Raw genomic sequence first — 14,072 nt, 5'->3', positions numbered from 1 at the left:
CGTACCCCCCCCCCCCCCCCCCCCCCCCCCCCCCCCCCCCCCCCCCCCCCCCCCCGCCCGGCCCCCCCCCCCCCCCCCCCCCCCCCCCCGCGACCGTGCCCCACCTGCAACTGTGGGGCGACATCGGCAGGATCGGGGACCCGTTGAACGTGTCCGTGCCCGGCGACGGGAACCCGCACGATGTCGATCTCGCCACCCCGTTCCGGGCCCACGCCGCCACCAACGGATCCGACCGGTTCGTCGCCGAGCTCTACACCGGTAGCGACACCGATGGCGAACCCGCACACACCCTCGCCAAGGGGCAAACCGCCGTCTTCGCAGGCGGCCACGACGTGGAAGCGATCCGCTTCGTCGAAGGGTGAGAGCACCCCGGACCGCCGGCAACCCGCACGACGCGTCGCTCGAGAACCACTCCCGCGCCTCTTCCCCGCGTACGACGTCACACCCGGCCGGTCCCGCGACCCGCCGGTGAGGTCCCACGAGGCTGCTGTTCGAGGCGAGTACGTGGTCGGCGACACGGCCGGTTTCGGCCCGCGGGTCGGCAGCACCGAGGCCCGGCGCCCGCCGCGCCGCTGTACCCCGGCCGGATCGTGCCGCGGTCGACCGGCGGCCTGCGGGCCGCCGAATCGCGGGACCACTGCGCCCGTGGGCCGGTTCGCCCCGGCGAACCGGCCCACGGCCGGGAGGTCGCCGCTGGAATCAGTCGCGGGCCCAGGCTCGACTTCCGCCCCTTGGAGCGTGATCGGGGGCAGGCCAGGGCGATGACGGCGGTCGCGGTGGGGGACCAACGGGTGACGTCGGTGTCGATCAGGACCTGGGCGGCGTCATCGACAGACCCGATGTCCGAGTGGCGCGTGCTCTTCCTGTAGGGATGTGGGCCCTCGCGGAGCCAGGTCCTGACAGGTGCGGCACGCAAGGGCCGTCTTTTCGCGAGGGCGGATGGCGAAGGGCCGGACGCCACACGGATGGCCGGGTCGGTCTGCCGGGCGAGAGCGCGGCGACGGGTACCCGCGCCTTGGCGTACGTGCGGTTTCGCGGCTCGGTATGCTTCGCGCCACGCCACGTGCGGCGGATCGGGAGGCCGAGTGAGTTCCAGGCGTTCTTCGGTGCCCCGTTCGGCGGACGGTGCCGATGTCGGCGAAGACGACGAGTTCGTCGTCAGCGGACTGCACAACCGCGCCGAGGGCGGCTTCAACCAGGTCGACATCACGGTCGAACGCTTGCCCGCTCCGGGCGGGGAGACGGCCCCGATCCTCCGCGTCGAGCGGGTGCAGAAGACCGCCGGAGACGCCTACGACTTCGTTGTCCTGCCATCCGGGGCGGTGCATCAGGCCGTCTCCGGTCACCCCGCGATGAGCTGGGTGGACCCGCTGGTGTATCAGTGGACCGATGGCGATGGCCGGGTACACCAAGAGCTCCTGCATGCCGGGGACACCGAGGCGACGCCGGCTGATCAGAGGGACGGCGAGTCCGCGCAGGCCGAGTGCTATGCGGACATGGCCGGCGTGGAGACAGCCCGGCTCGAACAGGCCCAGACCGCGGTGATCGATGCCATGCGTGACCCCGCCCGCCAGGAACACCCGCTGGTATTCGACGGCCCGTCGACGTGGGACGCCGGCCGGGTACCGGCGTTTTGGCGGTTGTTCGGCGAACTCGAGCGGCGGATCCCGGGCCTGCTCAGGTCCTGGGGCGTCCCCCCGATCGAGGAACTCCGCGCCGTGCTGGGGCCGCACATGCCCGCCACAACATCCGACGGCCCGCCGCGAATCGTGCACAACGACCCCAAACCGGGTAATCGTCTGCACAACGGCGTCCTGCATGCCGTCATCGACTGGGATATGGCCGCGGTCACCCGTGCCGCCCCCTCGCACGCCGCGGTGATGGACCTCGCGCAGGAACTCAACCTCACCGGACGAAACGCCCTCGCCCCGACCACCACGCCGCAGCAGTGGCGCCCCACCGCGGACCGCTGGATCCACGCCAACCCCCAAGCGGGCGTGGGATCCGCCGCCACCCGCGCCACCCACCCCCAGCAGGGGCACATCCCCTCGGACCATTTCGCGCGGGAGAGCGCCTACCGGTTGGCCTACTCCTTCGCCTGTGACCTCCTGCGCGGCACCGAGGGTCGCCTGTCACCGGACATAGGTGCGCGGGCCACCCGCTCCCTGCTGACGATCCTGGGCCTGCCCGCCGCTCCCGCGGAACGCATCGCGGCCGACCTCGCCCACACCGCCGGGCGGTTCCCGGTGATGCGGGCCTGGGAACTGCGCGGCGTCCTGCCCACCCCCGGCCCATGGAACGCCGCCGACCGTGCGGCCGCGCAAATCACGATGAACACCGGGATGTTCACCGCCCTGCGGAAGATCAACGGGGCGCAGATCCAGGCCGCGGCGGAAGTAGCCCGCCTCAGCGGGCGGAACGCCCGGCAGGTGCTCGACGGCACCGAACTGTCAACGTCCGTCGCACCGCGCCTTGCCGCGGATACCAGTGCCGCGTTCGGCCTTGACATCGCTCTGCGCCGGGCCAACCTCGACCGCCGCGCCACCGAGGCTCTGGTGCGCGGCGCCCAGTCCGGCCAGGTGTCGCTCAACGACCCGACCACCTGGGGGCGCGCGCCTGGCATGCCCCACCAACATCAGGCCCGATTCACCCCGGCCCGCCACGACCGCTCGCCCTCGGCAGGCACCCCCACGACACAACCGGCCCCGTCAATCGCCCTCGTGAACACGTCGGCCGCCAAAGGCTTCTCGCCGGTGCGCGCATTCGAAGCCAAGCCGGCACTTCGCTCGGAAACCGCCCCCAACGCCCCGCACGCCGGGATCGGCACCGGGCATGACCCGGGTCGAACTGCCGCATACGACAAGGGATTCGGGCACAAGCCGACCCGCCCGTCGCGCGGGCGATGAACGGCCGGCCGACCAACCGTGCGGTACTCGCAGCCGGTGCTCCGTCATGCGCCTACCGGGTCCCACCGCGATTGCCCTCCTGCCGTCGTGGACGGTCAGGATCGGCCGGCTCGCCCGGCACCAGCTCTCGCCGTCGAGCTCTGCGGCGGCCTCGTCCAAGGCATCCCAGCCCAGTTCGTCGGGGATGCCGGCACGGAGTGTCCGGGGCAGCGGCGTCACCATGTCGATCTCGGTCAGTGGCTCGGCCGGTTCCGGCATCGGTGCCGCGCTGCGGCCGGCGTCCTCCAGTCTGCGGAGGGCCGAGATCACGTCCTCCAGGCCGCCTGTCGAGGCCGTCCCCAGTGACGCGGCGAGGGTTTGACAAAACGTGGGCTGCACGGGCTGCTTCGGAGAGGTGATGCCGCCGACTATGACAGCGCCTGCCGACGGTCGTATCGGGGTCGGTTCGTCCAGGATCCAAGGGACATCCGCATCGATACCTCGGTACCGGATGTCGACGGAATTCGCCCCGCGCCGGTGTGGTGGTGTCGGCGGTCGGGTCTAGCGTGCGAGTCCTGGCAGTAGGGCTCGGAGTACGTCGAGCCGGTCCCTTCTCCGACCCCGGGGCCCTGAGGGCGGCAGCCGAACCGTCCGCCGGTCGTGAGGTTCGCCGTCCCGGCCGGTGTGCCGGAAGGCACATACCACCACCGTCAGGCCATACGGTCTCGACAAACGGTTGGCAATCACAAGCGGAAGGAGTCCCCATGCTGAGGCGGGTCGCGGAGGGCGTGCTGGTCCACCAGAGTGCGTTGCTTCGGAACAACACCGTTGTCGTGCAGGGCAGGGCGGGCGTGTTGGTCGTCGACCCCGGCATCACGGGCGACGAGATGGCCTGCCTCGCGAACGACCTTCGCGAGTTGGGTCAGCCCGTCGTCGCAGGCTTCGCGACGCATCCCGATTGGGATCACGTGCTCTGGCACGCCGATCTCGGCGAAGCGCCCCGTTACGGTACGGCCGGCTGTGCGGCTCATATGCGGGATGTGCTGTCGAACGCGGACTGGAAGGCCCGCGTCGCCGAGGGATTGCCGCCGGAGATCGCCGAGGAGACACCGCTGGACCTGTTCGGCCTCGTCACCGGTCTGCCCGCCGGAACCACGTGGATTCCCTGGGACGGCCCTCGAGTCCGGATCATCGAGCATCCGGCTCATGCCCCGGGCCACGCGGCGCTGTTGATCGAGGAACGCGGCGTTCTCGTCGCCGGCGACATGCTTTCCGACGTCCTGATTCCGATGCTCGACGACACCGCCGACCCGATCGAGGACTACCTCGTCGGACTGCGGCTGCTCGAGGGCGTGGCGGGCGAGGTGGATGTCCTCGTCCCCGGTCACGGGTCCGTCTGCGGGGCCGACCGGCTACGCGCACGCATCGACCGGGATCGGGCGTACGCCCATGCCTTGCGGGAGGGTCACACTCCCGACGACCCGCGCATCGGCCCAGCGGCAGAACCCGGCTGGGAATGGGTGCGCGACATTCACACGGGGCAACTCCGGCGCCACGCCCAGAGAAGCGAGCACGACGGGACGCCCGGCTAGCGATCGGAACCTGTGTCAGATCCCGGATTTGAGGGTCGGTTGAGTCGTACGCCGGTGGGGCGTCCGAGGACGTCGGGCAGGCCGGGAAGCGGGATTGTCCGGGGTGCGGAGAGCGGCTGCGGCCGGGAGCGGGACCCCGGGCGGTGTACTGCTCGGGGGCGTGTCGGGCCAGGTCGTGGGGGAGAGGGCGGCGTCTGCGGTTGCGCACGGTCGCCGAGACGAGCGGCGTGGGCGAGGCAATGTGCCCGGTGTGCGGGGCGTGCCGGGTGGCCGGGGTGGACCGGCGCTCGACGGCGCTCCATTGCTCGGGTCGGTGCAAGGTGAGGGCCTGGCGCCCTGTCGACTGAACTATCCGCGGTATTTTCGCAGGTCAGGGCATGTTTCTGTGAGCGCTCCTGCGGTCGGATCCGGCGCAGCGGACACGGCTTGCCGAGATCAGCGAGAACCTGGCAGCCCGCATCGCCGAGGCCGAACGCGAAGCGTGGCTCGGCGAGATCGAGGGACTGCGGATCAGCCTCGCCGGCGCCCGCGACAAAATCGCGCAGCTCGACGCCGAAGTAGCCCGGCGGCAGCAGCGCGTGGACCTCGGCGTCCCGACGTTCCGCCGAATTGCCGGCCTGACCGTCGGGGACGAGATCTGTTAAAGCTGCATCGATCTGATGTCCGGGTTCTGGCCGGCCGTCGATCTGCGGCAGTAGCCAATGCACCGGCCTCAGTGGAACCGTGCATCGGCTAGATTCCGCTGCATGCCTGACAACTCGCCCCTGCTGGCCAGCAAAATACCTTCCTCGACGCGAATCGAGGACCTCGCGGTGGTAACGATGAACGGCGATCCCCTGGTCGTCTGCGTGGATGTGTCCTACCGCGTGTGGACCTGGGATCCGTTGCGGGATGTCTGGCGGCAACGGCCACTGCCGTTCGGATACGACCAAGACATCATCGACGACTACCCAGATGCCGAAAACCAGATCGACCAGGTGGCGGTGACCGTTGCCGGCGGGCGCGTGGTGCTGGCCGCCGGTCACGACGAACAGCCCGTCTCCTTCTGGGACTTGGAAACCGGTGAGCTGCTTCGCCGCGCAACCCTTGGCGAGGACGACTACCTTGGGGCCGTCGCCACCGTGCGGGGTCCGGGGCCGGCCCGGTTCGTGTCCTCGGGACACAACTCCGATGTCCTCCTGCTGTGGGAGGAGCCCTTCGACTCCTGGACACTGCTTGCGGAGGACGTGCACGTCTGGAGTCTCGCCACCGCGGAGATCAACGGCCGCTCACTGGTCGCCGGAGCCGATGGATCGAGCGTGTTGGCCTGGGATCTCGCCCGACCCGACCGGAAGCAAGTATTCAACACGACCGAGTCGACTTGGGCCGTCTCGTGGTCCCGCGTCGAGAACCGACCTGTGGTGGTCGCGGCGGCCGATCCCGGGCAACTGTGGGTCTGGGAACTGCCCGACACGGCCGAAGACCGCGAACATGAGGACGACGCGATCAAGCCGCGGTACGAGCCGATCAACGGCCATGACGGCCGGATCGAAGCGGTGGACACCGCCATGGTCGGCGGCCGGCCCTTGGCGGTGACCGGATCCGAGGATGCGACCGTGCGCGTCTGGGACCTGGCCGAAGGCGTCGCGGTCGGCGGCCCACTGGTCGACCACGAAGGCCGCGTGCTGGCCGTAAAGACCGCAGTGCTGCGTGGCCGCGATGTCGCGCTCAGCGCCGGCCAGGACGGCGTGATACGCGTTTGGGGTCTGCCCACATGATCACGAGCCGCCCCAAGTACCCCTACTTGGGGAGCTGCGCCGACGTGCGGTACGGATGGTCGGTGAAGTCCGTCTGATGACCTAGCGGATCAAGCAGATCAACCATGTGCGCCTGCACCGGCCCGCCCAGCCAAGTACTGATCCAGCGCAGTCAGTTCAGAGAAGGGAACGTAGGGAACCATTCGCGGACGGGGCACGGTAACCGCAACGGGAACGGGGCGCTTCTCGGGTTTCATCCAATTTCGTTCAGTTCCGGGCGAGTTGATGTGATCATGCGGTTTCGGGTCATCCCTGCTATGGAGCGGGTCCCGTTATCTCCCCATCAGCCTCACCATCCTGACCCGCGCGGCGCGACGACACGGACACGACCTGCGGCGTAGTGCCCGAGTGACGACGATCCGCTCACGTTCGCCGTCGATTACGTCCGCGTCCACCGGAAGTCACGCCCCGCCACGCGAAGCCCCACCGCGGTCACCGACCAGGTCCTCGCGTACGAGCCCCGAGGCAGCCGGAGTTCCAATACCGCGGTGGGGTTTCGCGGCCCGTGTCTTTTCGAGGTCGAGGGTGGGCGGCGATCCCGCCCGCGTTCACCCGGCGTGCTCCGGTCGACCCGTCCCCGTCGAGATGGGCGACGGGCTACCGGTCGACGGTGTCGAGCGCGTCGAGTGAGTCCAGGTCCACCAGGGCGTTGGTTGTGCGTTCGATGATGCTGAGGCTGGTTTCGGATGGTTGCATCTTCGGTTGGAGGGGGCCACGTCCGATCGTGTACAACCAGGCGAAGCAGGGATAGAACGTCTGACGACGGTAGGCGAGCCACGCGGCGTCGAAGTCCGGTGCCTTGACGCCGGCCGTTTCGAGCTTCTCCAGGTAGAGGCTCAGCAGATCCTTTTCCCAACTGCGCCGGTCCTCCACCGCCAGCGCGGTGGTGACGGTGTAGGTGTAGTCGAAGGCCCAGTTCCCCCGCATGACGACCTGCCAGTCGGTGAAGCCCATCCGGCCGGCGGAGGTGACGTATGTGTTGCCGACATGGCCGTCGCCGTGCAAAAGGGTCTGCGGGCCCTCGTCGGCGACCCGAAGCGACGCTTCGAGCCCTGCATAGAGAGAGTCGAACAAGGGTGTCAGCGCGTCTGGAATCACGGCCGCGGCTCGTTCCGTGCCGACTTTGGAGCGCTTCCGCATCTGGATCAGCCGATCCAGATTGTGGAAGTGATCACTGGGTTGCTTCAACCAGGAGGCGTGCTCGGTGAGTTCGGGGGCCTCCCAGTAACGCGCGTGCCAGGTGGCCATACTCGCGACCAAATCCTCGATTTGCGGGCGCGAGATGGGCGTTCGGGGCGTGCAGAAGGTGGCCCCCTTGGTCTCGCCGAGGTCTTCCATCAGCACGATCGACCGTCCGGACGCCTTGTCGGCGGCTCCGTGGTATCCATGCGGCGCCTCGATGTCGAGATCGTTCCGCAGGTGCTTGAAGAACCCGGGTTCTCCTTCGAGGACATCCGCCAGTCCCAGCGTCAGGCGCTGGGTGAAGGAAGCGGTGGTCTTCGCGAAAAGTGTCTCCGGAAGCCCGGCACGGCCGCCCGCCTCGTTGTAGGTGACGTGGATGCGCAGCCGGGTGGACGTACCGCTGGTCGCGTCCTCGACCCGGAACGACTCGATCGCCGTGCCGGGATGCCCCTCACACAGGACCGCCGTCAACCATTCCCTGGTGATCTGTCGGCCGGAGACCGGCACATCGGTCGGCCCGTTCACACGTGGCGACGAGATTCGCTCCAGGAGGAAGTGGCGACCGTAGCGCAGAACTCCCTTGGCCATGTCGAGGGCGGGACTACCGGCGTGTGTTCGGGGTGCCATGAGCGTCCTTTTGCGAGATCGGGTCGGGCTGATGCCGTGGTCGGCGGGTGGCGTCGACATCGGGACGACTGGGCCGTGGCGGTCCACACGGCGGGTGCGAAGGCACCGTCGGGCAACGGGACTTCACCGTGATCGAGAACCCTCCGGCGACGGCCGGCCGGAAATCGACTCACGATCCGCGGATTCGGGCAACCGTGGCCGATGGCTCCACCGGGACGTGCAAGGGGTGCGGTCGGCCCGCAACGCCGTGACCGAGCCCGTCCGTGAACCCGCCCGAAGCCACCCTGCGGCCCCGGGCGTTCGCCACGCCGGCGGCAGACTATCCAGAACATCTCGTCGAAAAAACGCAGAGGTACGAAATGCGCCGGCGCTGTCCGAAACACGAACGCTGTGGCTCAATTGTGGCGCGTCGCCACGCGGCTGTGATCAACTTTGCCGGCAGGCGCCACGGGTTATCCACACGGCCCGGCGGCTTCGGCTTGCGATGCGGTACGACGATGAGCCCGGTTCTTCCAGAGGAAGGACAGCCTGGCCGAGGCATGGAGAACCAGACGGGGGCGGTGCGACACGACTCCCGCGCCCATCCGGGTTCACCACGTCGGACAGCGGATTCGCGACTTGTCCATGGCAGCTCGGCAACCGCCCTAGCCCCACGAAGAGAGCATGAACCTACTCAATCGGGCGCACGGCCCGCGGAACCGAACCAGGCGCCGCGCGTCGATCCGCACGCTTCTGATAGTGCTCACGGTCATCCCCTCCCTGACGTTGTTGCTGTTGTGGGGCTTCACAACGCAGCGCTTGTGGAAACAGAGCGACAACCTCAACAACCAGTACAAGCTCTCTCAACGGGCGGGATTCCCCACGCTCCTGGTCCTGGGGGCACTGCAGGAAGAACGGCGGCTCAGTGCCGCGTGGCTCACCGCGCCTGACGATCCGCGGACCCTCGGGGCCCTCAAAACCCAACGGGCGCAGACCGATTCGGTCGCGGCACGATTCGAGACGCTCGCCCGGAAGGGATTGCCGGACTCCCTCGGCGACGTCCGGCGACATGCGAACACGATCCGCAGTGCCCTGTCGCTGCTGCCGGAGGCGCGCTCCCGCATCGATGCCCGCCAAGGCGGGCAGACCGACCTGCTGCGCTTCTACGACAATGGCGTGAATCTGCACGTCACGATGTTCAACGCGTTCACGTATCTCGACGACGGCCCGTTGGTCTTCCTGTCCCAGATGCCGGTCAACGCCTTCCGCGCCGACGAGATGATCGCGCGCGAAGACGTGCTGCTGATGTACTCGCCGAGGAACGGCGTCATGCCGGCCGCGGACTACGCCGAGTTCCTCCAAGCCGTGGGCAGTCGACGCACGTTGTACGACCAGATGCTGACGTTCACGCCCAAGGACCTTCGAGACGCGTTCGTCGCGATCACCCAAACTCCCGCCTGGGAGCGGATGGTCGCCGCCGAAAACTCGATGATGACCGCGCGTCCGGTCGTCTCCGGGAAAGAGCAGGGGTTCACCGTTCCGGTACGGGCGGCCGAGTGGCGCGCGGCCATGGACGAAGTGAACGCGGCACTCGACCGGTTCGCCAATCAAACAGCGCTGCGGGCCAACGGCGTCAACAAGGACAGGGCCGACGAACTGGAGCTCACCGCACGGCTGGTGGCGGTCCTCGGACTCCTCGCGGTGGTTGTCGTGGCGGTTCTCTGCTGGCGCATCACCCGCTCGCTGCGCCGCCGACTGCTCAGCCTCCGGTCCGCGACCGTGGAACTCGGCGAGGAGCGCCTGCCCATCGTCGTCGAACGGCTCCGCCGCGGGGAATCGATCGAGGAGGCCCGCGCGGCTGCGGGCGGCGCCGAACTTCCTTACGGCAACGACGAGATCGGTCAAATCGCGCACGCGTTCAAGGCGACCGAGCGGGTCGCTCTCGACAGCGCCGAGCAACTCGCCCACGAACGTCAGGGCTATGCCAAGGTCTTCTACAACGTCGCCCTGCGCACCCAATCCCTGATCAGTCGTCAGCTCAGTGAACTCGACGGCATGGAACGACGCCACCAGGATCCCGACGTACTCAAGGACCTGTTCACCCTCGATCACCTCGCCACCCGCGTCCGCCGGTACGAAGAGAACCTCGTCATCCTGAGCGGGCACCAACCGCGACGTCGGTGGAGCAAGTCGGTGCCGGTGATCGACGTCGTGCGCAGCGCGCTCGGCGAGATCGAGGACTACGAACGGGTGACGGTCACCGCGGACGCCGGCACCGCCCTCGCCGGGCCGTCGGTGGGAGCGGTGGTCCACCTCCTCGCGGAACTGATCGAGAACGCCATTTCCTTCTCGCCGCCGAAGACGCCCGTGCAGATCCGTGCGTCCAGCGCCGCCAAGGGCGTCGTGATCGAGATCGAGGATCGTGGTCTCGGCATGTCCGACAGCGAATTCGACGCGATCAATGCGAACTTGGCCAATCCGGCTCCGTTCGAGGTGGTGGCGCTCGCGAAGGACGTGCGCATCGGCCTGTTCGTCGTCGCCCAACTCGCCGCGCAGCACGACATCACGGTGACCCTGCGCAGTTCACCCTACGGAGGGACCCTCGCCATCGTGTTTCTCTCCGGAGAACGGAACGTCGAACCGTCGCCGGAACCGGGTGACGACGAGGCCGGCAAGCGCGAGGAATCGGGGCCCGAACCGAGCAGTGCCCGGGGCGAGATCGACGTCGCCGAGTCGTCCCAGGACGCCCCGGCGACCGTGCTCGAACCGCCCTCCTCGCCGCAGCGACAGACCGTCACCGTGATGCCCGCGCGGGGCGAGGAAGAACGGCCCTCGGGGCGCAGACCCCTACCACGGCGAGTACCCCAGGCAGACCTGCCCGCACCGCTGCGGGGGGAGGCCCCGGTACCGGAACCGGCGAAGGAGCCACGCGAGTCGACCCCGAGGTCCCCCGAATCGGCAGCCGCGATGGTCAGCGCCTTCCGGACCGCGTCCGAACGCGCCCGCGCGGGACACCAGGCCCCACAAGTAGTCCGTACGGACGCCGCGCCGGCGTCGGACGGAGATCCGATCGACAGCACATCGGCGATTGAGGAACCACGATGAGCCAGCCCACGACCGCCACGAACAGCCGACTCGACTGGCTGCTGACAGACCTGGTCAAGCGCGTTCCGCGGACCAGGCACGCCGTCGTCCTGTCCGAGGACGGCCTGATGATCAGCCAATCCGAGACGTTCGGACGCGACGACGCGGAACAGCTCGCCGCCGCCACCTCGGGACTGCAGAGTCTGGCGCGGAGTATCGGACGGGGGTTCCAGGGCGGAGCCGTCTCCCAGACGCTCATCGAGATGGAGGACGCCTTCCTCTTCGTCACCTGTGCCGGCCGCAGCGCACATCTGGCCGTTCTCGCGGACAGCGACGCGGACGTCGGCATCGTGGCCTTCGAGATGAACACCCTGGTACAGAAGGTCGGTGAATTCCTCGGCACGGCTCCTCGGGACGACGCCGACGACCCGTCGAGAGGTGGGCCTGGGTGACCGACCTCACCGAGCCGGCCTGGGATGACGAGGCCGGACCGCTGGTCCGTCCCTTCACCTTGACGCAAGGACGCACCCGGGCCGCCCGGGACGACCTGACGCTCATCACCTTGGTGACGACCGTCGAGAAGGACGCCGAAGGAGCCGCGGAACGCCGGGAGTTGTACCCGGAGCACCTCGCGATCCTGCGCATGTGCCGTGAGCCTCAGGCCGTTGCGGAGATCGCCGCGCGTATCGACCTGCCGGTCAGCATCGCGAAGGTGATCATCGACGACCTGTTCGACGCCGGACACGTCCACGTCCGCCCACCGGTCGCCATGGCCCGGATCCCCGACCTCGAAATACTCAGGAAAGTGCGTGATGGTCTCCGCAGACTATGACCCGGGCGGCGGGGGTGTCCCCGCGAACGCAGCCGCCGTCAAGATCCTCGTATCGGGCGGCTTCGGCGTCGGCAAGACGACACTCGTCGGCTCGATCAGCGAGGTCCCGCCGTTGCGCACCGAGGAGGTGATGACCTCGGCGAGTGCATGTGTCGATGACCTCGAAGGCATCGAGGAGAAGGTCACCACCACGGTCGCACTCGACTTCGGTCGTATCACCGTCAACGACGACCTCGTGCTCTACCTCTTCGGCACACCCGGCCAAGAGCGCTTCTGGTCCATGTGGAACGACCTGGCGGTCGGTGCGCTCGGCGCGGTCGTCCTGGTCGACTCGCGCCGGCTGGGAACCAGCTTCGGCAGTATCGACTTCTTCGAACGCCGCGGTATTCCCTTCGTCGTGGGGATCAACAACTTCCACGGCCGGATGGAGTACACCGAGGACGAGATCCGCGAGGCGCTGAGCCTGAATCCTCGGGTGCCGAGCATGGTCTGTGACGTCCGCCGCCGGGATTCCTGCCGTGACCTGCTGCTCACCTTCGTCGAGCACATGATGGCCGAGGCCGGCGCCCCCGGGTAGGCCGCCACGACGGCTTCGCCCGCGTCCGAAGACTTCGGACGGCGGGCGAAGCCGCGAGCGGCGTCACCGCCCCGAGGCAGGTGTGGAGGCCCGACCGTTGGTCCACCGGCACGACCTCGGCGCCGACGATCTCGCGTGGTCCGTCGTGGGGAGCCACCGTAAGGGTGAGAAGCTCAGCACTCATCACGGGATCCTGGAACAGACGAAACGCGTGCGGGATCGACTCCGTCGCGCCGGCGTCGTGCCGACCCCGCCCGCGTGCCCGCGCCGGCGTCCGGGCTCGTGTGTACGCGCCGGTGCACAGCCGGACGTTCAGCCGAACGCGAGGCTGCCGGCTCGGACACCGTCGGAGGGCGCCCGGGTACGTTCGCCTCGGCATCTTCGTCGGCCGGGGCGGCCTCGGTCACAACCTCTCGAGCACGAACATCGCCAGAGGCGGGGTGACCTCGGGGCCCCAGTCGAAGGTGCCCAGATCCTCGCCGTCCGTTCCGACGAGGTCTCCGTCGATGGCGATACCGAACAGATAGGGGCCCTTCCGAAAGACGACGTCACCGGAGACCAGGAACGCGTCATCGGCGCCGAAGGTGCGGCGCAGGTCCTTGAAGATCGAATCGTATTTCGACGACCGAGACTTGCGTTCCGCGTAGTCGGCAGCGAGAACCGACTCCGTGTTGACGTCGAGGAGGTTGAGGTCGAGCTTGATCGGGTCCTTGACCGGATCGGCGGCCTGTCCCGTCTTCACCGCGAAGTGGCAGGTGTTGTTGTGCACGACCGGGCGGGGATCGTCCTTGTCCGCCGGTACCACTTCGCCGGTTGCGATCACCTCCGTGGCCCCGGGTATGGCCGCCTTGACCTCCGCGGCCTTCAGGAGCATGCAAGCGTCGGGCCAGGTCGACGGATCGTTGACGACCGGCGTCCAGGGGCCGGTGCGCTGCGGCTCCGGGGCGGCGGTCGTGGGCGCGCCGCCCGGCGCGGACGGTGTGGCCGAAGAGGTCGCGCCGGTCGTGGGCGCGGCCGCCGGCGGCGATGCGGGATCCGGGTCCGAGTCGTCGCGGATGACGATCACGGCGACGGCGGCGATGACGCCGACCGCCACGGTGGCAGCCAGTCCGACGACCAGGCCACGCCGACCGCGCGGCGCAGGGGCGGGCGGCTGCGGCGCACCCGGATGGAACCCGGCCGGCGTCGGCTGCCAAGGCGGACCCGAATAGATCCCCGGGGGCGGAGTAGGCGGACTCATACCGGGCTGGGGCCCGCCCGGTGGAGGCGTCTCGGGCCGCGGTGGCCGTCCGGGGTAATCGCCGGACATGGATGGACCTCCCGGACCTGAACGAACAGTGCGCAACAACCATGATCGTTGGCGGACATCCGGTCAAGCAGGGCGGTTCCGGGCGTGCGGAATACGGATGAGAACGCGCAAACGGGCCTTTGGAGGTGGTCGAGACGACTGTCTCACCGTCCCACGACGCTGATTCGCCGGTCGGGTGAGGTGCCACGAAGGTTCCGGACAGGGATCCA

At 68.7% G+C, this 14,072-nt stretch carries 10 protein-coding genes; 8 read left to right on the top strand and 2 right to left on the bottom strand.

Going from position 1 to position 14,072, the window contains the following annotated elements; genetic code table 11:
• Positions 1-95: 95 nt before the first annotated feature.
• The 4 genes from ACIBSV_RS30265 to ACIBSV_RS30250 all read left to right on the top strand — a co-directional run bounded on the left by ACIBSV_RS30265 (position 96) and on the right by ACIBSV_RS30250 (position 6,234).
• The gene (locus tag ACIBSV_RS30265; RefSeq protein ID WP_395868577.1) at positions 96-362 is read left to right on the top strand and encodes a hypothetical protein; all 267 of its coding nucleotides are present in this window, start codon (positions 96-98) and stop codon (positions 360-362) included.
• Positions 363-1,085: 723 nt separating this feature from the next.
• The gene (locus tag ACIBSV_RS30260; protein ID WP_395868575.1) at positions 1,086-2,906 is read left to right on the top strand and encodes a hypothetical protein; all 1,821 of its coding nucleotides are present in this window, start codon (positions 1,086-1,088) and stop codon (positions 2,904-2,906) included.
• A gap of 743 nt (positions 2,907-3,649) precedes the next feature.
• Positions 3,650-4,477, top strand: coding sequence for an MBL fold metallo-hydrolase (locus ACIBSV_RS30255; protein WP_395868573.1), 828 nt, complete (start codon positions 3,650-3,652; stop codon positions 4,475-4,477).
• Between the two features lie 746 nt (positions 4,478-5,223).
• A complete protein-coding gene (locus tag ACIBSV_RS30250) occupies positions 5,224-6,234 on the top strand; it encodes a WD40 repeat domain-containing protein (protein WP_395868571.1) in 1,011 nt (336 codons plus the stop codon).
• A gap of 636 nt (positions 6,235-6,870) precedes the next feature.
• On the opposite strand, the gene ACIBSV_RS30245 is transcribed toward ACIBSV_RS30250, so the two are convergent.
• On the bottom strand, positions 6,871-7,980 hold the full coding sequence (locus tag ACIBSV_RS30245; protein WP_395868569.1) for a phosphotransferase: 1,110 nt from the start codon (positions 7,978-7,980) through the stop codon (positions 6,871-6,873).
• Between the two features lie 840 nt (positions 7,981-8,820).
• Here ACIBSV_RS30245 and ACIBSV_RS30240 point away from each other — a divergent pair.
• The 4 genes from ACIBSV_RS30240 to ACIBSV_RS30225 are packed head-to-tail and all read left to right on the top strand — an operon-like array spanning position 8,821 to position 12,554.
• The gene (locus ACIBSV_RS30240) at positions 8,821-11,166 is read left to right on the top strand and encodes a nitrate- and nitrite sensing domain-containing protein (RefSeq protein ID WP_395868562.1); all 2,346 of its coding nucleotides are present in this window, start codon (positions 8,821-8,823) and stop codon (positions 11,164-11,166) included.
• Positions 11,163-11,597, top strand: coding sequence for a roadblock/LC7 domain-containing protein (locus ACIBSV_RS30235; RefSeq protein ID WP_395868560.1), 435 nt, complete (start codon positions 11,163-11,165; stop codon positions 11,595-11,597). The genes ACIBSV_RS30240 and ACIBSV_RS30235 overlap by 4 nt, the downstream gene beginning before the upstream one ends.
• On the top strand, positions 11,594-11,977 hold the full coding sequence (locus ACIBSV_RS30230) for a DUF742 domain-containing protein (RefSeq protein WP_395868558.1): 384 nt from the start codon (positions 11,594-11,596) through the stop codon (positions 11,975-11,977). Before ACIBSV_RS30235 ends, ACIBSV_RS30230 begins: the two co-directional genes overlap by 4 nt.
• On the top strand, positions 11,958-12,554 hold the full coding sequence (locus tag ACIBSV_RS30225) for a GTP-binding protein (RefSeq protein ID WP_395868556.1): 597 nt from the start codon (positions 11,958-11,960) through the stop codon (positions 12,552-12,554). The genes ACIBSV_RS30230 and ACIBSV_RS30225 overlap by 20 nt, the downstream gene beginning before the upstream one ends.
• Before the next feature lie 403 nt (positions 12,555-12,957).
• Here ACIBSV_RS30225 and ACIBSV_RS30220 read toward each other — a convergent pair whose 3' ends face one another.
• Positions 12,958-13,650, bottom strand: a complete 693-nt coding sequence (locus ACIBSV_RS30220; RefSeq protein ID WP_395868554.1) for a hypothetical protein — start codon at positions 13,648-13,650, stop codon at positions 12,958-12,960.
• Between the last annotated feature and the right edge of the window lie 422 nt (positions 13,651-14,072).

The sequence above is a fragment of the Embleya sp. NPDC050154 genome (genome assembly GCF_044460165.1).
Classification (GTDB): Bacteria; Actinomycetota; Actinomycetes; order Streptomycetales; family Streptomycetaceae; genus Embleya.
This window is presented reverse-complemented; position numbering and strand designations above follow the sequence as displayed.

Excerpts from the sequence above, each read along its gene's own strand:
- ACIBSV_RS30255 (WP_395868573.1), top strand. The coding sequence starts at position 3,650 with ATGCTGAGGCGGGTCGCGGAGGGCGTGCTGGTCCACCAGAGTGCGTTG.
- ACIBSV_RS30250 (WP_395868571.1), top strand. The coding sequence starts at position 5,224 with ATGCCTGACAACTCGCCCCTGCTGGCCAGCAAAATACCTTCCTCGACG.
- ACIBSV_RS30235 (WP_395868560.1), top strand. The coding sequence starts at position 11,163 with ATGAGCCAGCCCACGACCGCCACGAACAGCCGACTCGACTGGCTGCTG.
- ACIBSV_RS30225 (WP_395868556.1), top strand. The coding sequence starts at position 11,958 with ATGGTCTCCGCAGACTATGACCCGGGCGGCGGGGGTGTCCCCGCGAAC.